22 protein-coding genes are annotated in these 19,765 nt (G+C 58.4%); 9 read left to right on the top strand and 13 right to left on the bottom strand.

The window, feature by feature from the left end:
* Positions 1-10: 10 nt before the first annotated feature.
* The gene (locus AC1ME2_RS22865; protein ID WP_480437006.1) at positions 11-1,138 is read right to left on the bottom strand and encodes an efflux RND transporter periplasmic adaptor subunit; all 1,128 of its coding nucleotides are present in this window, start codon (positions 1,136-1,138) and stop codon (positions 11-13) included.
* Positions 1,139-1,412: 274 nt separating this feature from the next.
* Here AC1ME2_RS22865 and AC1ME2_RS22860 point away from each other — a divergent pair, with 274 nt between their 5' ends.
* Positions 1,413-2,021, top strand: a complete 609-nt coding sequence (locus AC1ME2_RS22860; protein ID WP_480437005.1) for a TetR/AcrR family transcriptional regulator — start codon at positions 1,413-1,415, stop codon at positions 2,019-2,021.
* 109 nt (positions 2,022-2,130) lie between these two features.
* Here AC1ME2_RS22860 and AC1ME2_RS22855 read toward each other — a convergent pair whose 3' ends face one another.
* Entirely contained in the window at positions 2,131-2,571 is a 441-nt protein-coding gene (locus AC1ME2_RS22855; protein WP_480437004.1) for a GlcG/HbpS family heme-binding protein, read from the bottom strand.
* Positions 2,572-2,807: 236 nt separating this feature from the next.
* On the opposite strand from AC1ME2_RS22855, the gene gcl reads away from it, so the two are divergent.
* The 6 genes from gcl to AC1ME2_RS22825 all read left to right on the top strand — a co-directional run bounded on the left by gcl (position 2,808) and on the right by AC1ME2_RS22825 (position 9,385).
* Positions 2,808-4,583: a glyoxylate carboligase gene (gene gcl, locus AC1ME2_RS22850; RefSeq protein ID WP_480437003.1), complete on the top strand. Its 1,776-nt coding sequence runs from the start codon at positions 2,808-2,810 to the stop codon at positions 4,581-4,583.
* Positions 4,584-4,653: 70 nt separating this feature from the next.
* The gene (hyi, locus tag AC1ME2_RS22845) at positions 4,654-5,436 is read left to right on the top strand and encodes a hydroxypyruvate isomerase (RefSeq protein WP_480437002.1); all 783 of its coding nucleotides are present in this window, start codon (positions 4,654-4,656) and stop codon (positions 5,434-5,436) included.
* Between the two features lie 72 nt (positions 5,437-5,508).
* Positions 5,509-6,402, top strand: coding sequence for a 2-hydroxy-3-oxopropionate reductase (locus tag AC1ME2_RS22840; protein WP_480437001.1), 894 nt, complete (start codon positions 5,509-5,511; stop codon positions 6,400-6,402).
* A gap of 126 nt (positions 6,403-6,528) precedes the next feature.
* Positions 6,529-7,395, top strand: coding sequence for an urea transporter (locus AC1ME2_RS22835; RefSeq protein ID WP_480436999.1), 867 nt, complete (start codon positions 6,529-6,531; stop codon positions 7,393-7,395).
* A gap of 46 nt (positions 7,396-7,441) precedes the next feature.
* On the top strand, positions 7,442-8,275 hold the full coding sequence (locus tag AC1ME2_RS22830; protein ID WP_480436997.1) for an ion transporter: 834 nt from the start codon (positions 7,442-7,444) through the stop codon (positions 8,273-8,275).
* Positions 8,276-8,386: 111 nt separating this feature from the next.
* Complete coding sequence (locus tag AC1ME2_RS22825; RefSeq protein ID WP_480436995.1) at positions 8,387-9,385, top strand: sulfate ABC transporter substrate-binding protein; 999 nt, start codon at positions 8,387-8,389, stop codon at positions 9,383-9,385.
* 85 nt (positions 9,386-9,470) lie between these two features.
* Here the strand turns inward: AC1ME2_RS22825 and AC1ME2_RS22820 are convergent, their stop codons facing one another.
* The 11 genes from AC1ME2_RS22820 to ccmA form a co-directional block, all read right to left on the bottom strand.
* Complete coding sequence (locus AC1ME2_RS22820) at positions 9,471-10,052, bottom strand: hypothetical protein (RefSeq protein WP_480436993.1); 582 nt, start codon at positions 10,050-10,052, stop codon at positions 9,471-9,473.
* Positions 10,053-10,221: 169 nt separating this feature from the next.
* Positions 10,222-10,629: a hypothetical protein gene (locus AC1ME2_RS22815; RefSeq protein WP_480436992.1), complete on the bottom strand. Its 408-nt coding sequence runs from the start codon at positions 10,627-10,629 to the stop codon at positions 10,222-10,224.
* 12 nt (positions 10,630-10,641) lie between these two features.
* On the bottom strand, positions 10,642-11,880 hold the full coding sequence (gene ccmI, locus AC1ME2_RS22810; protein WP_480436990.1) for a c-type cytochrome biogenesis protein CcmI: 1,239 nt from the start codon (positions 11,878-11,880) through the stop codon (positions 10,642-10,644).
* Positions 11,877-12,347, bottom strand: a complete 471-nt coding sequence (locus AC1ME2_RS22805) for a cytochrome c-type biogenesis protein (RefSeq protein WP_480436989.1) — start codon at positions 12,345-12,347, stop codon at positions 11,877-11,879. The genes ccmI and AC1ME2_RS22805 overlap by 4 nt, the downstream gene beginning before the upstream one ends.
* Positions 12,344-12,880, bottom strand: a complete 537-nt coding sequence (locus AC1ME2_RS22800; protein ID WP_480436988.1) for a DsbE family thiol:disulfide interchange protein — start codon at positions 12,878-12,880, stop codon at positions 12,344-12,346. The genes AC1ME2_RS22805 and AC1ME2_RS22800 overlap by 4 nt, the downstream gene beginning before the upstream one ends.
* Positions 12,877-14,850, bottom strand: a complete 1,974-nt coding sequence (locus AC1ME2_RS22795; protein ID WP_480436987.1) for a heme lyase CcmF/NrfE family subunit — start codon at positions 14,848-14,850, stop codon at positions 12,877-12,879. The genes AC1ME2_RS22800 and AC1ME2_RS22795 overlap by 4 nt, the downstream gene beginning before the upstream one ends.
* 4 nt (positions 14,851-14,854) lie before the next feature.
* Positions 14,855-15,322: a cytochrome c maturation protein CcmE gene (gene ccmE / locus AC1ME2_RS22790; RefSeq protein ID WP_480436985.1), complete on the bottom strand. Its 468-nt coding sequence runs from the start codon at positions 15,320-15,322 to the stop codon at positions 14,855-14,857.
* The gene (gene ccmD, locus AC1ME2_RS22785; RefSeq protein WP_480436984.1) at positions 15,319-15,495 is read right to left on the bottom strand and encodes a heme exporter protein CcmD; all 177 of its coding nucleotides are present in this window, start codon (positions 15,493-15,495) and stop codon (positions 15,319-15,321) included. Before ccmD ends, ccmE begins: the two co-directional genes overlap by 4 nt.
* Positions 15,492-16,277, bottom strand: coding sequence for a heme ABC transporter permease (locus AC1ME2_RS22780; RefSeq protein WP_480442294.1), 786 nt, complete (start codon positions 16,275-16,277; stop codon positions 15,492-15,494). The genes ccmD and AC1ME2_RS22780 overlap by 4 nt, the downstream gene beginning before the upstream one ends.
* Before the next feature lie 77 nt (positions 16,278-16,354).
* Positions 16,355-17,026, bottom strand: coding sequence for a heme exporter protein CcmB (ccmB, locus tag AC1ME2_RS22775; protein ID WP_480436982.1), 672 nt, complete (start codon positions 17,024-17,026; stop codon positions 16,355-16,357).
* On the bottom strand, positions 17,023-17,658 hold the full coding sequence (ccmA, locus tag AC1ME2_RS22770) for a cytochrome c biogenesis heme-transporting ATPase CcmA (protein ID WP_480436981.1): 636 nt from the start codon (positions 17,656-17,658) through the stop codon (positions 17,023-17,025). Before ccmA ends, ccmB begins: the two co-directional genes overlap by 4 nt.
* Before the next feature lie 198 nt (positions 17,659-17,856).
* On the opposite strand from ccmA, the gene fliK reads away from it, so the two are divergent.
* On the top strand, positions 17,857-19,434 hold the full coding sequence (gene fliK / locus AC1ME2_RS22765) for a flagellar hook-length control protein FliK (protein WP_480436980.1): 1,578 nt from the start codon (positions 17,857-17,859) through the stop codon (positions 19,432-19,434).
* Positions 19,434-19,757 (top strand): EscU/YscU/HrcU family type III secretion system export apparatus switch protein, encoded by a 324-nt coding sequence (locus tag AC1ME2_RS22760; RefSeq protein ID WP_480436978.1) that lies wholly within the window; start codon positions 19,434-19,436, stop codon positions 19,755-19,757. The genes fliK and AC1ME2_RS22760 overlap by 1 nt, the downstream gene beginning before the upstream one ends.
* The last annotated feature ends 8 nt before the right edge of the window (positions 19,758-19,765 follow it).

Genomic DNA, 19,765 nt, shown 5'->3' with positions numbered 1-19,765 from the left:
TGGAGGCCCCTCACTGAGCGACCACTTTCACGGGTGATCCATCGTCCAGCTTGTCCGCGCCCTCGGTGATCACCTGCTCCCCGATCTTGAGCCCGTTATCCAGGATCGCCGTGGCATCGCCCATCGTCGGGCCAACCTTGATCGTACGCAGGCTGGCTTTGTCGCCAGCTACCACAAACACGAAGTCACCTTTGCTGCCGTGCTGGATCGCCAGGGTCGGCACCACCGGCGTCTGACTCAGCGTCTCGGACCTGAGCCGCGCGTTGACAAACTGGTTGGGAAACAACTTATCGCCCGAATCATCGAACTGCGCCTTGACCTTGATCGTCCCGGTGCTGACATCAACCTGATTGTCCAGCGCCAACAGGCTGCCGGTGGCCAGCAGCAAGGTCTTGTTGCGGTCATACGCCAGCACGGTCACCGCGCCCCGAGTCAGGGACTGGTTGATGGTGCCGAGGTCATCTTCAGGCACAGAGAACACGACGGTCGCTGGGGTCATTTGGGTGATGACCGCGATACCGGTGGTGGTGCCGGTGGTGACGTAGTTGCCGGGGTCGACCAGGCGCAATCCCACTACACCATTGATCGGTGAAGTGATCGTGCAATAGCTGAGCTGCACCTGGAGGTTTTGCACGCTGCCCTGGTCTGCGTCGACGGTACCCTGTTGTTGCTGCACCAAGGAAGCCTGAGTATCGAGGGTTTGCTGACTGGTCGAGCCGACTTTGATCAGTTCACGAAAACGCGCCAGATCACGCTGGGCGTTGGTCAGCACCGCCTGATCGTGGGCCAGCACGCCCTTGGCTTGTGCCAGTAAGGCCTTGAGTTCGCGGTCGTCGATACGGGCGATGACCTGGCCCTTGCTGACGTGCTGGCCTTCCTTGAATTCAACTGATGCGAGAATCCCGTCGACCTGGGTGACAACCGTGACGCTGCGCGTCGGCGTTACCGTGCCCAAGGCATCGATGTACACGGGCACATCCTGCAACTTCACTGCAACCGCAGCCACCGGTTCACCCGGCGCGGGAGGTTTTTGCTTGGGCCTGCCAGCGAACAGATAAAAAAGCAGCGCAATTACTAACAGAAATGACAGTAAAACACCGATCACCAGACCGAACGTCTTTCGCCTGCTCTTTATCAATGTTTCTCACCCACAACAGATCAACATCGAGACCCTGCAGCGGCATGTGAATGTCGGCCGCATGGAAATCGGAAATGGCCTATGGCCTCATTACTGCGTAGAACTTTAGCAGTGCGACTGCCCGAAATGCCGACCATCTTTGAATTTGTTCAGCTCGGCGACAGCTACCCGAGCCGTATCACCCGCCAGGCGCCCTGCCGGGCATTCTTGAGCCTGCCGCAGGCCGGATGCTACCATGCGCAACCGCCAAAACAGGCAAGGAAACCTCTGGTTTATGAGCAGCATTCGCGAGCGCAACAAAGAACTGATCTTGCGCGCAGCCAGCGAAGAGTTTGCGGACAAAGGTTTCGCGGCCAGCAAGACCAGCGATATCGCCGCCAAGGCCGGGTTGCCCAAACCCAACGTCTACTACTACTTCAAATCCAAGGACAACCTCTACCGCGAGGTGCTCGAAAGCATTATCGAGCCGATCCTGCAGGCATCGACGCCGTTCAATCGCGACGGCGTGCCGGCTGACGTGCTGAGTGGTTACATTCGCTCGAAGATCCGCATTTCACGCGACTTGCCGTTCGCCTCGAAAGTGTTCGCCAGCGAGATCATGCACGGCGCACCGCACCTGACTGCCGAGCAGGTCGAGCAGCTCAACAGCCAGGCCCGACATAACATCGACTGCATCCAGGCCTGGATCGACAGCGGCCAGATCGCACCGCTCGACCCACACCATTTGATGTTCACCATTTGGGCCGCGACCCAGACCTACGCCGACTTCGACTGGCAGATTTCCACCGTCACCGGCAAAGCCAAACTCGACGACAACGACTACGAAGCCGCCGCGCAAACCATCATCCGCTTGGTGCTCAAAGGGTGTGAGCTGGATCAGTAAGACCGCGTCAAGCTATTCGCAGCGGGACGCGTAGTTGCAAGCCTGCTCCCACAGATGATCTGCAAGCCACTGTGGGAGCAGCGAAGACGATGTATCTGACCACTCAAACCTACGCACTCACTCCCGCATCCGCCGCCAGCCCCAACGCCTCTATCGCACTGATCGCGCATTGCTCGTCGATGTCCGACGTGTCGCCGCTGATACCGATAGCGCCGATCACGGCCCCCTGCTTATCGCGAATCAACACACCGCCTGGCGCTGGGACCAATGCGCCCTGCCCCAGGGTATTCAGCGACGAAATAAAACCTGGTCGCGTCTGAGCATCCAGCGCCAATAACCGCGAACCCTTGCCCAGCGCCACCGCGCCCCAAGCCTTGCCAATGGCGATCTGTGGACGCAACAGACTGGCCCCGTCCTCGCGCTGCAACGTGATCAAGTGACCGCCGGTATCGAGTACCGCGATGGTCAGCGGTGCTGCGGAGATCTCCCTCCCCGCCGCCATGGCTCGGTTCACCAGATTAACTGCGACCTTCAAGGTTAAAACGTTCATGTGTGCCGTCCTGAGGTGATGGAAACAATGATCGAGCAATAATAGAACACAATAATCAGTATTTTTGTATACGATAAATTCTATAAAATCCGCCAAATCTTGAAAAATCCTCGCTAACGCCTTTTCCTGGCTGAACACAGTCCATCAAAAAAATGGATTGACCGATTAGCCTTACCGTGAATAAACTCCGCCGAAAGCAAATTGTATACAATTACAAAAACAACGAGGCACAAAACATGAGCAAAATGAGAGCAATCGAAGCCGCCGTTTTGGTGATGCGCCGCGAAGGCGTCGTCACCGCGTTTGGTATTCCAGGGGCGGCGATCAACCCGCTCTATGCCGCGCTGAATAAACTCGGCGGCATCGATCACGTCCTCGCCCGCCACGTTGAAGGCGCCTCGCACATGGCCGAGGGCTACACCCGGACCAAAGCTGGCAACATCGGCGTGTGCATCGGCACCTCCGGTCCGGCAGGCACAGACATGGTCACAGGCCTCTACAGTGCCTCGGCCGACTCAATCCCGATTCTGTGCATCACCGGTCAGGCACCTCGGGCGCGAATGCACAAAGAAGACTTCCAAGCGGTGGACATCACCAGCATCGTCAAGCCTGTGACCAAATGGGCGACCACCGTGCTCGAACCCGGTCAGGTGCCGTACGCCTTCCAGAAAGCCTTCTACGAAATGCGCTCCGGCCGCCCTGGCCCCGTGTTGATCGATCTGCCGTTCGACGTGCAGATGGCCGAGATCGAATTCGATATCGACGCTTACCAACCGTTACCGCTGAACAAACCAGCGGCCAACCGCGTGCAGATCGAAAAGGCCCTGGCCCTGCTCGATCAGGCCGAACGCCCGCTGCTGGTGTGTGGCGGCGGGGTGATCAACGCCGATGCCTCCGAACTGTTGGTAGAATTCGCCGAACTAACCGGTATCCCAGTCATTCCAACCCTGATGGGCTGGGGCTGCATTGCCGATGACCACCCGCTGATGGTGGGTATGGTCGGCCTGCAAACCTCCCACCGTTATGGCAACGCGACAATGCTCAAGTCCGATGTGGTCCTGGGCGTCGGCAACCGCTGGGCCAACCGTCATACGGGCTCGGTAGAGGTCTACACCGAAGGTCGACGCTTCATCCATGTCGACATCGAACCGACCCAGATTGGCCGCGTATTCAACCCGGACCTGGGCATTGTTTCCGATGCGGGTTCAGCGCTGAAGATGTTCCTTGAAGTGGCCCGAGAATGGAAAGCCGCTGGCAAACTCAAGGATCGCAGCGCCTGGCTTGCCGACTGCCAGGAACGCAAACGCACCCTGCACCGCAAGACCCACTTCGATAACGTGCCGGTCAAGCCGCAACGGGTGTACGAAGAGATGAACCAGGTGTTCGGAAAGGACACCTGCTATGTCAGCACGATCGGGCTGTCGCAGATTGCCGGCGCGCAGTTCCTCCACGTTTACAAGCCGCGCCACTGGATCAACTGTGGTCAGGCCGGACCTTTGGGCTGGACCATTCCCGCCGCGCTGGGCGTGGTCAAAGCCGACCCGACACGCAAGGTCGTCGCCTTGTCCGGCGATTACGATTTCCAGTTCATGATCGAAGAGCTGGCCGTCGGCGCGCAGTTCAACCTGCCGTACATCCATGTGGTGGTGAACAACTCTTACCTGGGGCTGATTCGTCAGTCTCAGCGTGGTTTCGAAATGGATTACTGCGTGCAACTGGCCTTCGAGAACATCAATGCGCCAGAGCTCAAGGGCTATGGCGTTGACCATGTGGCCGTGGCTGAAGGCCTGGGTTGCAAAGCGCTGCGGGTGTTCGAACCAGGCAAGATCCAGGACGCCCTGCGGCAGGCCGAAAAAATGCTCGTAGAGTTCAAAGTGCCGGTGATCGTCGAGATCATTCTTGAGCGCGTGACCAATATTTCCATGGGCACCGAGATCAACGCCATCAACGAATTCGAAGACCTGGCCCTGGTCGGCAGCGACGCCCCGACAGCGATTTCGATGCTGGACTGATCACATGAACGTTGTCGCTTCCCATGCTCCGCGTGGGAACTGCGCCCTCCCACCTTTACAGGAGACCTATATGCCGCGTTTCGCAGCCAACCTGTCCATGTTGTTTACCGAGCGGGACTTTCTTGACCGCTTCAAGGCCGCTGCCGATGCGGGTTTCAGCGGCGTCGAATACCTGTTTCCTTATGAATTCAACTCTGCAGAGATCAAGGCGAAACTCGATGCCCATGGCCTGACACAGGTGCTGTTCAATCTGCCCGCTGGTGATTGGGCCAAGGGCGAACGCGGAATTGCCTGTCACCCGGACCGGGTCGAGGAGTTCCGCGCCGGGGTCAGTCTGGCCATCGCTTACGCACACGTACTGGGCAATACCCAGATCAACTGCCTGGCCGGCATCCGTCCGCAAGGCGTCGATGACGCCACCGTGGAAGCTACGTTTGTCGACAACCTCAAGTACGCCGCCGACACGCTGCAAGCCGCAGGCATCAAGCTGGTCATGGAAATGATCAACACCCGCGACATCCCCGGCTTTTACCTGAACACCACCGCTCAAGCGCTGGCGATCCGCGACAAAGTCGGTAGCAGCAACCTGCTCCTGCAATACGACATCTATCACATGCAAATCATGGAGGGCGATCTGGCCCGGACCATGGACAGCAACCTGCCAGTGATCAATCACATCCAGCTGGCCGACAACCCCGGGCGTAATGAACCGGGCACCGGCGAGATCAACTACCACTTTTTATTCGAACACCTGGACCGCATCGGCTATCAAGGCTGGGTCGGCTGTGAATACAAGCCGCTGACCAACACTGAAGCCGGGCTGGGCTGGTTGAAAACCCATAATTTGATTTGAAAAAAAATCTGTGGGAGCAGCCTTGCCTGCTCCCACAGGGATCGGAATTCTTGATAAACGAGGACAACTCTCATGGCAAAAATCGGATTTATCGGCACCGGCATCATGGGCCTCCCAATGGCACTGAACCTGCAAAAAGCCGGTCACAGTCTGTTCCTTTCCGCACACCACGACCCGGCCCCGGCTGACTTGATCGCTGCAGGCGCTGTCGCGCTGGCCAACCCGAAAGAAGTGGCCCAGGAAGCAGAGTTCATCATCATCATGGTGCCCGATACCCCGCAGGTCGACGACGTGCTGTTCCGCGCCGACGGTATTGCCGTAGGCCTGGGCCCGAACAAGGTGGTGATCGACATGAGTTCGATCTCGCCGACCGCAACCAAAAGCTTCGCTGCCAAGGTCAATGCCACAGGCGCGCAGTACCTGGATGCACCGGTGTCCGGCGGTGAAGTCGGGGCCAAGGCCGCGAGTTTGAGCATCATGGTCGGCGGTGAAGAAGCAACGTTCCAACGCGCACTGCCGTTATTTCAGAGCATGGGCAAGAACATCACGCTGGTCGGCGGTAATGGCGATGGCCAGACCGCCAAGGTCGCGAACCAGATCATCGTGGCACTGAACATCCAGGCCGTGGCCGAAGCATTGCTGTTCGCTGCGAAGAACGGTGCCGATCCGGCTAAAGTCCGCGAAGCGCTGATGGGCGGTTTTGCGTCGTCGAAGATCCTGGAAGTGCATGGCGAGCGCATGATCAAAGGCACCTTCGATCCAGGCTTCCGCATCAGCCTGCATCAAAAAGACCTCAACCTAGCCCTCAATGGCGCCCGCGAACTGGGGATCAACCTGCCCAACACCGCCAACGCCCAACAAGTGTTCAGCACCTGCACAGCCATCGGCGGGAGCAATTGGGATCACTCGGCGCTGATCAAAGGCCTGGAACACATGGCGAACTTCTCGATTCGCGATAAAAAATAAAACCGCGTCAAGCTTCGCAGCGGGACGCGTAGTTGCAAACCTGCTCCCACAGATCTGTCCGTAATTCAAAACCTGTGGGAGCAGGCTTGCCTGCGAATAGGCCTTGCGCTGCACTAGAGACCCACCATGCACCCCACCTGCCCCGACTGGGCCGAAGCGCTACTCAACGGCTTCAGCCAGGTCCTGCTGCAACGCCATCCATTTTGTGGATTATTGTGCCTGCTGGCGATTTTGCTGACGGGCCCCACCCTCCTCGGCGGCGCATTGTTGGGCGCGCTGGCGGGACTGCTCACGGCACAGCGTCGCGGTTACGCCAAGGTCGATCGTCAGGCAGGACTCTACAGCTACAACGGGGTATTGCTGGGTTTGCTGCTGTGCAGTCAGTTTCCCTGGACGCCCCTGCTGCCGCTGCTGATTATCGCCAGCGGTGGCTTGAGTGCGATGCTGATGCATCAGTGGATAAAACACACGCCTCAGGCCCATTGCCTAAAAGCCTACACCGCCCCCTTCGTGCTATTGAGTTGGCTGCTTCTCGCCTTTGCCAAACCTCAAACGGCTGCATTTGACACTACTGGCAACACATTACTGCATGCCCTGCCCCAAGGTTTCGGCCAGGTGTTTTTTCTGGATCAGCCTCTGGCAGGGCTGATGATCGGAGCCGGATTGCTCATCGCCAATCGCCGTTCTGCCTGCTGGGCTTTGCTGGGTTGCGCGGGCGGAATCGCTTTTGCCCTGCTGCACAATGAGCCGGCCACTGCACTGCTTGGCCTGGCCAGCTATAACCCGGCGCTGGCCGGCCTGGCGTTCAGCCAACAGCACAACAAACCTTGGCGGCCCCTGTTTGCCATTGTGCTGGCCATTGTCTTGCAACCGGGTTTTGCCGGGCTAGGCCTGCCCACCTTGACTGCACCTTTTATCCTCGCCTGCTGGCTGGTTGAGGCCAGTGCCCGCCTGTTGCGTCAGTCAGCGTTCGATCACCCGTTGCGCGGGTGACAGAAAAGCTTCTAGGCTTTGCGAATATTCAATTCGGAAATAGCCCATGGACAGCAACACAGGCTGGCGAGAACAGCTACGCATCATCATTTTCCAGACCGATACGGTCGCGGGCAGACGCTTCGACAAGACCTTGCTGCTGATCATTCTGAGCAGCCTGGTCGTGGTGATCATCGACAGCATCGAGAGCATTCATCACGACTACGCCAACCTGCTGGCGTCTATCGAATGGGGGTTCACCCTGGTGTTCACCATCGAGTACGCCCTGCGCCTGTACTGCTCGCCTAAACCGATGCGCTACGCCTTCAGCTTCTATGGCCTGGTTGACCTGCTGGCGATTGTGCCCGGCGTTCTCGCGCTGTATTACAGCGACGCTCAATACCTGCTGATCATTCGTATCATTCGTATGCTGCGAATCTTCCGGGTGCTCAAGCTCGGCCATTACCTCAAGCAGGCCAACTACCTGCTCGCGGCGCTACGCGGCAGCAAGCAAAAGATCATCGTATTCCTGGCCACCGTCTCTACGCTGGTCATTGTTTTCGGCACCCTGATGTACGTGATCGAAGGCCCGGAACATGGGTTCACCAGCATCCCTACAGGGATCTACTGGGCCATTGTCACCCTGACAACGGTGGGCTTCGGCGACATCGTGCCCAAGACTCCGCTGGGGCAAATGTTGTCGTCGCTGGTGATGATCACCGGTTACTCCATCATCGCGGTGCCCACCGGGATCTTCACCGCCGAGCTGGCCAACGCCATGCGTGGCGAGCAACTTGAGCACACGTGTCCGGTCTGCGCGAAGAACGACCACCAGCCCAGTGCGGCGTTCTGCGCTCGCTGTGGCAATGTCTTGTTTCCAAAAAACGAGAACAACGCATAAGCAAATCGCTTTTAGGTATTTAAACGACTATAGGCATACGCCTATAGTCGCCAACAATGAGCCACTGGCCCTATAAGCAGCCTCACCCACACCTCCAATAAGGAATGCGCAGTGAACAATTTTTTTGGCGCCTCACTTCTGGCCGTAGGCCTGGCCTTCGGCAGCGTGGCCCACGCCGCCCCGACCTTGCTCAATGTTTCCTACGACGTGATGCGTGATTTCTACAAAGACTACAACAGCGCATTCCAGAAACACTGGCAAGCCGAACACAATGAAAACGTTGCCCTGCAAATGTCCTTCGGCGGGTCAAGCAAACAGGCCCGCTCGGTGATCGATGGCCTGCCGGCTGACGTAATCACTATGAATATGGCCACCGACATCAATGCCCTGGCCGACAACGGCGGTCTGGTGCCAAAGGATTGGGTCACTCGCCTGCCGAACAACAGCGCACCCTTCACCTCTGCCACGGTGTTCATTGTGCGCAAGGGCAACCCCAAAGCACTGAAAGACTGGCCAGATCTGGTCAAGGATGGCGTCCAGGTGATCGTGCCCAACCCGAAAACCTCGGGTAACGGGCGCTACACTTATTTGTCGGCCTGGGGCTATACGCTGAAGAACGGCGGCGATGAAGACGCGGCGAAAAAATTCGTCGGAAAGCTGTTCAACAATGTGCCGGTCCTTGACACAGGCGGCCGTGGCGCCACTACCACGTTCATGACCAACCAGATTGGTGACGTGCTGGTGACCTTCGAAAACGAGGCCGAAATGATCGCCCGTGAATTTGGTCGTGACCAGTTCGAAGTGGTCTACCCAAGCGTTTCAGCCGAAGCCGAGCCACCCGTGACCGTGGTCGATAAAGTCGTCGACAAGAAAGGCAGCCGCGCCCTTGCCGAGGAATACCTGAAATACCTGTGGTCCCCGGAAGGCCAGGAAATCGCAGCCACCAACTACCTGCGCCCACGTGACCCGGCCATATTGGCCAAATACAGCGACCGCTTCCCGAAAGTAGACTTCCTCTCGGTAGAAAAAACCTTCGGTGACTGGCGCACCGTGCAAAAAACCCACTTCAGCGACGGTGGCATTTTTGACCAGATTTACACGGTGAAATAAGCCGGCCCGCGTAAACAAGAACGGCGACCCTAGGGTCGCCGTTTTTTTGGCAATATGTAATCGCTGTAGGAGATCGGTGTTTGGATTACACCCTTCGTTTAATACTCGCAATCACCTGCATTACTTCTCTCATAGGGCGTCGCAATGTAATGAGTTCAATCCCTTCATCACTTAGAAGCAACAGAGTATGAAAGCCGGTTTCTGTCCGCCTGGCCTGAAGAACAACATCAACTGTTCCACCCACGCGATATACTGTAACGCTCGCATTACAATCCAGCTTCAGAAGTGACCGCTGAAGCCGCACTTCATCTCGTTCTGCCGCATTAAGATTCTTCGTGGATGAGAGGCCATATATCAAACGATAAAATTCCACCACATTAACAGGACGCGATGTAAACCTGCCGAGCTGATCGCTCCATGGTTCCGGATCTAGGTGCTGTTGCCCTATATAGTCCCGCCCCGGATAACTTGCCATAAACCCATCCCCACTTAACAGCACGCCAGGTTGACTGGGCAAATTAAATTGATACCTTGAAAAGTAGACGGGAGTATAGGCACCTTCGTGATAGGGCAGATCCACCGTGCGCGGTATTACATAGTCGCAAGATTCAGCCGAAGCATGAGACGCAGCCATCACCATAAGCGTTACCGCAATCCAATATTTCACAGTGTTCCCCAGTCGCAAGCAAGCGTATGGAAATATAGTTCTGCCAACCAAATAACTCGCAACAATCTCCTCTATAGATAATTGTAAGTACAGGAAAAAAATGTAGGAAAAGACTGAAATTAATGTAATAAAGAACGGCGACCCTAAGGTCGCCGTTCTTTACTCTTACTTAATGACCGTACTGCCGCCCCAACCCTGGCGGTACGCCATTGGCATCTGTCGCCTGCCATGGCCCGTTACGCCCGGTCGACCAACTCCAGCCGTTGCTCCAGCGGTAGTAGGTGCGCTGGCGGTAGAAGGTGTCGGCCTCGTCATCCAGTACGTACACACTGAGGCGCGCATCCCAGTGGCAATTGCCACCCGGCGGCGGGGCGAAGTGGGCGGAGGTTTTCGGGCCCGTGGCGGGCGCCGGACGCTGGGGAGACGTCTGCGGCGCTGTGTGGGGTTTACTCGGTTGCGGTTTGCTCGGCAGTGTCGGAATCGGCTCGCTGCTTTGCGGAGCCGTAGGGTGCTGGACGGCGCATGCACTCAAGCCAAGAACCAGACTCAACAAGGTGATGCGTGCGACAGCGGTCATGGGACGTTCTCTCTATTGATCAGGACTGTCGATGGTCAATGCCTGCTGGGCCTTCGTACTGCTGGCCAACGGCTGGCTGCGACCGATCCACTCACCTTTGGTCGCCTGACCGGCGCGGGACACCCGTGCTACCAGTTGGACTTCAGGGAAGTTCGACAGTTTCAATTGCGGCATCATCGCATCGGCATCGGCCAGCTCAACGTCGGCCGGCAGGTCCGCCACAGTCAGGCGTTTGACGGCCAGCGGCATCGGCGGGCCTGACGTGGCGCGGGCAAAGATGAACACGCTGTCACCCGGCTGGACGCTGGCTTTGACGGCTGCGGTCAGATCGACACGAACCTTGAGCAACCCAGCAACCTTGTTGCCGGCCGCTGGAGCACTCGCGGCTTTTGCGACAACTGTTGGTGCCACGGCCACTTTGCCACCGCTCGCCACCAACCTGTCATTGGCACGGGTGATACCCCCTTCGAGCGCAGAACGGGAAGGATCTTCAGCAGGCAATACCGCCAACAGGCGCTTCCAGTAGTCTATGGATTGCTGATAACGCTCGCCTTCGAACGCCGCGATACCCAGCAGCCCCAAACTGGTGACTTCGTTCGGATCGGTTTTGAGTGCTTCATCGGTCAAGGCCTGAATCTGCGCCGACCATTTTTTGTTGCTGGCGAAATACAGCGCCTGCGCCCACTGCCCGAGCAGCTCTGGCTGACGTCCGGCCAGGCCCACGGCACGCTCGAACATGTTCGCCGCATCGGCTGGACGCTCCTGAGCCATGTAGGTGCGGGCGAGGAAGTACATGCCTTCAGCCGAATCCGGCTGGGCTTTTACCGCGCGCTCCAGGCGGCTGGACATTTCATCCAGTGAGGTCGGTGCCTGGGCAAACTCACGGGTCAGTTCAACCTTGTCGCTGGCCCCGAAATGCAGATACAGCGCCAAACCCAGTACCGGCACCAACAACGCTGCCAGCAACGGCAAGGGTTTGCCCAGGCGTGAGGTGCGCTGGATGTCGGCGCCTTCTGTGTCAGCCAGCAGCTCACGGGCGGCCTCGGCACGACCGCTAGCCATTTGCGCCGAAGAGAGCACGCCCTCCTCCTCCTGGCTTTGCAACTCGGCCAGGCGCTCCTGATACAGGGCAACGTTGAGCGCGGTACGATCCTCTTCACTTTGGGCGCGACGGCCACGCAGGACAGGGATCAACAAGAAACTCAGGGCCACCAGCAACAGCAGGCCGGCAGCTAGCCAGAAATCAATCATTCGTGGTTTTTATCCAACAGTTGGGCCAGGCGCTCACGCTCCTCGCCGGAAAGTACGTCAGCATCCTCGGCACGCTTGCCACGTCGGCGCGTAACGATCACACCCATCACCAGCAGGCCGCCGATCAACAAGGCACCAGGACCGAACCAGAGGAACCAGGTGCGCGAATTGAGCGCAGGCTTGTAGCGCACGAAGTCGCCGTAGCGATCAACCATGAAGTCAATGATCTGCTGATTGCTCTGGCCTTCGCCAAGCATGCGGTAGATCTCTTTGCGCAGGTCAGCGGCAATCGGCGCGTTGGAGTCGGCGATGTCCTGGTTCTGGCATTTGGGGCAACGCAGCTCTTTGGTCAATTCGCTGTAACGGGCGCGTTCTGCCTCGTCACGAAACTCGTAGGCGTCAATCGCGGCTTGCGCCACATTAGCCAGGCCCACACTTAAAACAGCCGCTGCAATCCAACGCTTCATGGCTTGGCCTCGTCGACCAGACCTTGATACAGCCCGGCCAGTTGTTCACGCCAGACAGTCTCGTCGATCACGCCAACGTACTTGTGGCGAATCACACCCTTACTGTCGATCAAGAAGGTTTCCGGTGCGCCATAGACGCCCAGGTTCAAACCGAGGCTGCCGGTTTCATCACGAATATTCATCTGATAAGGATTGTGAAAATCCTTCAGCCATTTCAGCGCGTCGGCGTTCACGTCCTTGTAGTTGACGCCGTAGATCACCACGCCTTGCTCAGCCAGTTTGTTCAACACCGGGTGTTCCACACGGCATGAGATGCACCAAGTGCCCCAGACGTTGACCAACGCCGGTTTCCCCAGCAGGTCGGCCTGGGTGATGACTTTGCCGCTTTGCACGTCCGGCAGCGAGAACGCCGGAAACGGTTTGCCTATCAGCGCTGACGGCAGCTCGGCCGGGTCAAGGTACAGACCGCGGTAGAGAAACGCCGCCATGCCCAAAAACAGCGCAAGCGGCACCAGCAGGATCCAACGCTTCATACCGTGGCTCCCGACAGACCCAGCGCATCACGCACCTTGCTTTTGACCTTGACCCTGTAACGGCGGTCCGTCGCTGCCAACACTCCGCCCAAGCCGGTGAACAAGCCGCCGAACCAGATCCAGCGCACGAACGGCTTGACGTGAACCCGTACCGCCCAAGCACCATCTTCCAGCGGTTCGCCGAGGGCAACATACAAATCACGGCTGAAACCGGCGTCGATGCCAGCTTCCGTCATCATCGACTGCTGCACGGTATACAGACGCTTTTCCGGGTGCAGGACGGTGACTTGCTTACCGTCTTCCAGCACACGGATGGTGCCTTTGTCTGAGGTGTAATTCGGGCCCTGGACATGTTTGGCGCCATCAAAAACAAACATATAGCCGGCCAGCTCCATCGATTCGCCCGGCGCCATGCGCAGGTCACGCTCAGCACTGTTCTGGCTGGACAGGACCACACCCAGTGCGCAGATGGCAATACCGATGTGGGCCACTTGCATGCCCCAGTAACTACGGGTCAACCCGCGAGCACCTTTGACCAGACCTTTGTGGCGCGTCTTGTCCAGCAGGTCGCGTACACCCGCCAACAGCACCCAGGCCGCGAGCATGAAGGTCGCCAGCACTGCCCATTGGAAATCGCCTAGTACGAAGCAAGCCACTACTGCCAATATCGCACTGCCAACCAACACCGGCGCCAGCATGCTCACCAGCCATTTGACCGGCGTGTCTTTCCAGCGCACCAGCACGCCGACCGCCATCACGGCCATCAGCAGCGCCATTAACGGCACGAACAACGCATTGAAGTACGGCGGCCCGACCGACATCTTGGCACCCGTCAGTGCATCGAGTACCAACGGGTACAGGGTGCCCAACAGAATCATCGACGCAGCCACCACCAACACCAGGTTATTGCCCAGCAACAGGGTTTCACGCGACCACAAGGCGAACCCTACGTGGCTTTTGACCACGGGTGCGCGGAAGGCGAACAGGGTCAGTGAGCCGCCGACTACCGTCAGTAAGAAGATCAGGATGAACACGCCACGGGCCGGATCGGAGGCAAACGCATGCACCGAGGTCAGCACGCCGGAACGAACCAGGAAAGTACCCAGCAGGCTCAGCGAGAATGCAGCAATCGCCAATAGCACGGTCCAGCTTTTGAACACCCCACGTTTTTCCGTGACCGCCAGCGAGTGAATCAGCGCGGTGCCGACCAGCCATGGCATGAAGGAAGCGTTTTCCACGGGGTCCCAGAACCACCAGCCGCCCCAGCCAAGCTCGTAATAAGCCCACCAGGAGCCGAGCGTGATACCAACGCCGAGGAAGGCCCAGGCGACGATAGTCCATGGTCGCGACCAACGCGCCCAGGCAGCGTCCAGACGTCCGCCGAGCAAGGCCGCGATGGCGAAGGCAAAGGCCACGGAGAAACCGACATAACCCATGTACAGCATCGGCGGATGCACGATCAGACCGATGTCTTGCAACAGCGGGTTGAGGTCGCGGCCGTCGGCCGGAATTTGCGGCAGGATGCGCGAGAACGGGTTGGACGTGAGGATCAGGAACAGCAGAAAGCCGACGCTGATCATACCCATCACTGCCAGTACGCGCGCCAGCATCACTTGCGGCAATTGCCGGGAGAAGATCGACACGGCAAAGGTCCAGCCGCCGAGGATCAAGGCCCACAGCAGCAACGAACCTTCGTGGGCACCCCACACCGCGCTGAACTTGAAATACCAGGGCAAGGCGCTGTTGGAGTTGTTCGCCACGTAACCGACCGAGAAATCATCGGTCATGAACGAGTAAGTCAGGCAGGCGAAGGAGAAGACGAGGAAGGCGAACTGCCCCCATGCGGCCGGCTGGGCCAGGCTCATCCACAGGCGATCACCACGCCAGGCGCCGATCAACGGCACGATTGCCTGCACGATGGCAAAGCACAGTGCCAGAATCATGGCCAGATGGCCGAGTTCGGGAATCATGGTTTCACCCCTGTTTGGATGGTGTGGTAGACGTCATGGGTGCCAACTGACCGCTTTCTTTCAGCGCTTTGGTCACTTCCGGCGGCATGTATTTTTCATCGTGTTTAGCCAGTACTTCGTCGGCGACAACCACGCCATCAGCATTGATTTTACCCAACGCGACGATACCCTGCCCTTCACGGAACAGGTCCGGGAGAATGCCGCGATAGGTAATGGTGACCGATTTATTGAAGTCGGTGACAATGAATCTGACGTCCAGCGAATCGCCGGAGCGTTGCAGCGATCCTTTCTCGACCATGCCACCGGCACGAATACGGGTGTCATGTGGCGCTTCGCCGTTAGCGATCTGGCTCGGGGTGTAGAACAAGTTGATGTTCTGCTGCAGCGCGTTCAAGGCCAGGGTAACGGCAATGCCGACCCCCGCCAGAATCGCGACAATAATCAACAGACGTTTTTTACGCAGCGGATTCACTTCTTATTCTCCCAGCGCAAACGTCGCGCCTCTTGTTGCAGGTAACGCCGACGCGCCAGCACCGGCCACGCCACGTTGAGGGCCAGGACAAACAGGCTGATGCCGTAGGCCGACCAGACATATAAGCCATGGTGACCCATGGCGAGAAAATCACTAAAGGAGGCAAAACTCAAAGCGGGGCTCCTTTGACCGGCACTTGACCCAGGCTTTTCAGAACTTCGGCCTTGACCCAACTGCTGCGCGCTTCGCGCTTGAGTACTTCAAGGCGCATACGCAGCAACAGCACCGCGCCAAAGAAACAGTAGAAACCCAGGACCATAAACAGCAACGGCAGCCACATCTCGGCCGGCATCGCCGGTTTCTCGGTAAGGCTGAAGGTCGCGCCCTGATGCAGGGTGTTCCACCAATCCACCGAATATTTGATGATCGGGATGTTGATCACGCCCACAATCGCCAGTACCGCACAGGCCTTGGCCGAGCTGTCACGATTGCTGATTGCCTGGCCCAGTGCAATAAGACCGAAGTACAGGAACAGCAGGATTAACATCGACGTTAGTCGCGCATCCCAGACCCACCACGAGCCCCAGGTCGGTTTGCCCCAGATGGCGCCAGTGACCAGCGCCACGGCGGTCATCCAGGCGCCAATGGGCGCGGCGCATTGCAGCGCGACATCGGCAATTTTCATCTTCCAGACGAGCCCGACCACACCACAGACCGCGAGCATGATGTAGCACGACTGAGCGACCATGGCTGCCGGGACGTGGATATAGATGATGCGAAAGCTATTGCCCTGCTGATAATCGGGCGGCGCAAAGGCCAGCCCCCAAACCAGGCCGATGCCGATCAACAACACGGCGGCGATGCTCAGCCAGGGCAGCATTCGCCCGCTGATGCCATAAAACCATTTAGGTGAGCCCAGTTTGTGGAACCAGGCCCAACTGATGCTGACTTTCATCACACTGCCTTTCATCACGGTGCATCCAGGGTCTTTGTCGGCCACCAGCCTTTACGCACTGGTGATCGGAACCTCAATTATTCGCCGACGCTGATCTTCAGGCCAGCGGCTATTGCAAAAGGTGTCAGGGTTACCGCCAGGGCGGTCAGGCTGCCAAGCCAGAGCAGGTAACCGGTTGCCGGCATGCCTTGCAGGGCCGCTTGCAACGCGCCACTGCCAAGGATCAATACCGGGATATACAAGGGCAAGATCAACAACGCCAGCAATAATCCACCACGTTTCAAACCCACGGTCAACGCCGCGCCTACCGCGCCTAGCAGGCTCAATATCGGCGTGCCCAGCAGCAGCGAGATCAGCAACACCGGCACACATTCGCTGGGCAAACCCAGCATCAGTGCCAGCAACGGTGCCAACAACACCAACGCCAGCCCGGAAAACGCCCAGTGTGCCAGCACCTTGGCCAAAACAAGAAGAGCCAGGGGGTGCGACGAAAGGACCCACTGCTCCAAAGAACCGTCTTCAAAATCACTGCGAAACAGCCCGTCAAGCGAGAGCAGGACTGACAATAACGCTGCCACCCAGACTAATCCCGGCGACAAGGTTTGCAACAATTGAGTCTCCGGGCCGACGGCCAGCGGAAACATTGCGATAACGATTGCGAAAAACACCAGTGGGTTGGCCAGTTCCGCTGGACGGCGAAACAACAGGCGCGCTTCACGGGCGACCAACAGGGTAAAGACGTGACTCATACGGCCCAATGCCCCAGATCAAGATCCCGATAGCCGGCAGGAATCCGGGTCAGTGTGTGGTGGGTGGTCAAGACTACCATCCCGCCCTGCTCGCAATGCTCGGCCAAATGTTCTTCAAGCTGGGCCACACCCTGCTTGTCGAGGGCAGTAAAGGGCTCATCGAGAATCCACAAGGGCGGACCTGCCAGGTACAAACGCGCCAACGCGACCCGCCTTTGCTGCCCGGCCGACAAGGTATGACACGGCACATCCTCAAAACCGCACAAGCCGACCGACAACAGCGCCTGCCCGATCTCGTCGCGTTCGGCGGGACGGTGCAAGGCACAGAGCCAGGTCAAGTTCTCTTCCGGGGTCAGCAGATCCTTAATGCCTGCAGCATGACCTATCCAGAGCAGATTGCGTGCCAGCTCGTTCCGCTGCTGCGCCAGAGGCTGACCGTTGAGCCGGACCTCCCCTGCGGTCGGCTGCATCAGCCCGGCCAGCAAGCGCAAAAGACTGGTCTTGCCGCTGCCGTTCGGGCCGCTGATTTGCAACATGTCACCGGCGGCCAGACGCATCTCGAGATTCTCGAAGAGCATCCGCCAGTCGCGCTCGCAAGCAAGCGCCACGGCTTCTAGAAGAGGGCTGGGCATGGCTGACCTTTTCTTTTGATCAAGAGCAGAGTGGTTCAAGTCGGTTAAACAGCAGCCGTTATACTGATGACGATTGAATGAACGCCCGGCCTGAAACCGTGGATCGCAGGTATTTTTATGCGTGCCACACGAGACGGGGCGGCATTATACATGTCATACCCTGGTACCAAGAGGGCAATTTCGACAGGTTGTAACCCAATGACAGGCGACATCAGCAGCCTTGCACCACTCCCCCCGACCGTCGTACTGGTCAAAGCCGGCGTGACGCCGAACGAAATTCTCAAATTGATACAACCTGTGGACGGTTTAGTGGCGGCCGGCGAGTCAGTTGACGCCGAAGTCGTGAGCCTGAAACCGGCCGATCAGGCATTTCAAGTACTGATGCGACTGACGCTGGACGGTGGCCGCCAAGCTTTGGTGCAGGCCATAAGCCAGCGACCTCTGCCGATAGGCACCAGCCTGACCGTCACCCAGCCAACACCCAGTAGCCTGGCAATCACGGCGCAACAGAGTTTGAGCGCCGCCGTCGCCAGCCTGATGAGCATCGACACCCAACAATTACCGGTTGGCACATTGTTGCAGGGCACCGTACTGACCAGCCAGGTGCTCGCGCAAAGCGCCGGTCAACCCGCGCTGTACCGCAACGTGATCACGTTGCTCAATACCCTGCTTGCCGGCGTCAGCCTGACGGTCGACAGCCCGCAGCCGCTGACCGTCGGCAGCTTGCTCAGCGCCCAGGTCCAGGGGACACAGAGGCTGACCTTCGTGCCGCTGACCGGTCGGCTCGACCAATTGGCGGTTGCGCAGCAGTTGAGCACCCAACAAAGCCGCCAAGGCTCACTGGATGGGCTGATCAAGGTGCTACAGACCGTCCAGCAAAGCGCCGACCTGCCGCCGGACCTGCGCGCCAGCATCGATACCCTGCTGGACGACCTGCCGGATATCCGCCAACTGTCAGATCCAAAAACGCTCGCGCTGGCGTTGAACAGCAGCGGGGTGTTCCTTGAAGCCAAATTACTCAGTGGCCAAACCCCAGCCACCGTCCTGGACTTGAAAGCCAACCTGTTGCGGCTCATCGCGCAAATTCTTCCCGGCCTGCCCGACAACAGCAATTACGGCGCTGCGGCCGCCGCCAACACCCTGATCCGCGCCATGCCCAGTGTCATCCGCAGCGCCTTGGGCACGCTGGGACTGGTCGGCGCTCGCACGCAACCGAGCAGCTTCCCCCTGCCCTCGCGCAACATGAATTGGGAAAACAGTGAGGATCTGGAGACCCTGCTGAAACTAGCCGCGGCTGCCGTGTCACGCCTGCAAAGCCATCAACTGTCTGGCCTGGAGCAAACACGCACGACCGCCGACGGAACTCAATTGACCACTTGGCAGCTCGAAATCCCCATGCGCAACCTGCAGGACATCGTGCCGTTGCAGGTCAAATTGCAGCGTGAAGAGACCCCGGACAAGGACGAAGCGAACAATAAGGATGACAACACCGTTAAACCGGCGAAGGAAAAACTGTGGCGGGTTGAACTGGCGTTTGATCTTGAGCCGCTAGGGCCATTACAGGTCCAGGCGCAATTGATCCGGGGCAGCTTGTCCAGCCAACTGTGGGCCGAACGCCCGCAAAGCGTGAGCATGATCGCCCATGAGCTAGGCCATTTGCGCGAGCGTTTGATCGCGTCAGGCCTGACGGTCGGCGAGCTGGCCTGCCACCAGGGCAAACCGCCACAAGGCCCGCGCACCTCCCTCGAACAACGTTGGATCGACGAGACCGCCTGATGACCCGACCCGAACACGCCCCGCGCCAGGCGATCGCCCTCAGCTATGACGGGCAGCAAGCACCCACGCTGACAGCCAAAGGCGACGACCAACTGGCCGAAGCGATCCTGGCCATTGCCCGGGAATATAACGTGCCCATCTATGAGAATGCCGAACTGGTCAAATTGCTGGCACGCATGGAACTGGGTGACAGCATTCCAGAGGCCTTATACCGCACCATCGCAGAAATCATTGCATTCGCCTGGCACCTCAAAGGCAAATTCCCCGAAGGCCAGGATCCAGATGCGCCGCCAGTGGAGCGAGATATAACGCCGTCAGCCTGAGAACGGCG

The organism is Pseudomonas sp. ASL9, assembly GCF_056680335.1.
This window is presented reverse-complemented; position numbering and strand designations above follow the sequence as displayed.

Coding starts and splice junctions, on each gene's coding strand:
- AC1ME2_RS22860 (WP_480437005.1), top strand. CDS start 1,413: ATGAGCAGCATTCGCGAGCGCAACAAAGAACTGATCTTGCGCGCAGCC.
- AC1ME2_RS22855 (WP_480437004.1), bottom strand. CDS start 2,571: ATGAACGTTTTAACCTTGAAGGTCGCAGTTAATCTGGTGAACCGAGCC.
- gcl (WP_480437003.1), top strand. CDS start 2,808: ATGAGCAAAATGAGAGCAATCGAAGCCGCCGTTTTGGTGATGCGCCGC.
- hyi (WP_480437002.1), top strand. CDS start 4,654: ATGCCGCGTTTCGCAGCCAACCTGTCCATGTTGTTTACCGAGCGGGAC.
- AC1ME2_RS22840 (WP_480437001.1), top strand. CDS start 5,509: ATGGCAAAAATCGGATTTATCGGCACCGGCATCATGGGCCTCCCAATG.
- AC1ME2_RS22835 (WP_480436999.1), top strand. CDS start 6,529: ATGCACCCCACCTGCCCCGACTGGGCCGAAGCGCTACTCAACGGCTTC.
- AC1ME2_RS22830 (WP_480436997.1), top strand. CDS start 7,442: ATGGACAGCAACACAGGCTGGCGAGAACAGCTACGCATCATCATTTTC.
- AC1ME2_RS22815 (WP_480436992.1), bottom strand. CDS start 10,629: ATGACCGCTGTCGCACGCATCACCTTGTTGAGTCTGGTTCTTGGCTTG.
- ccmI (WP_480436990.1), bottom strand. CDS start 11,880: ATGATTGATTTCTGGCTAGCTGCCGGCCTGCTGTTGCTGGTGGCCCTG.
- AC1ME2_RS22805 (WP_480436989.1), bottom strand. CDS start 12,347: ATGAAGCGTTGGATTGCAGCGGCTGTTTTAAGTGTGGGCCTGGCTAAT.
- AC1ME2_RS22800 (WP_480436988.1), bottom strand. CDS start 12,880: ATGAAGCGTTGGATCCTGCTGGTGCCGCTTGCGCTGTTTTTGGGCATG.
- AC1ME2_RS22795 (WP_480436987.1), bottom strand. CDS start 14,850: ATGATTCCCGAACTCGGCCATCTGGCCATGATTCTGGCACTGTGCTTT.
- AC1ME2_RS22780 (WP_480442294.1), bottom strand. CDS start 16,277: ATGAAAGTCAGCATCAGTTGGGCCTGGTTCCACAAACTGGGCTCACCT.
- ccmB (WP_480436982.1), bottom strand. CDS start 17,026: ATGAGTCACGTCTTTACCCTGTTGGTCGCCCGTGAAGCGCGCCTGTTG.
- ccmA (WP_480436981.1), bottom strand. CDS start 17,658: ATGCCCAGCCCTCTTCTAGAAGCCGTGGCGCTTGCTTGCGAGCGCGAC.
- fliK (WP_480436980.1), top strand. CDS start 17,857: ATGACAGGCGACATCAGCAGCCTTGCACCACTCCCCCCGACCGTCGTA.
- AC1ME2_RS22760 (WP_480436978.1), top strand. CDS start 19,434: ATGACCCGACCCGAACACGCCCCGCGCCAGGCGATCGCCCTCAGCTAT.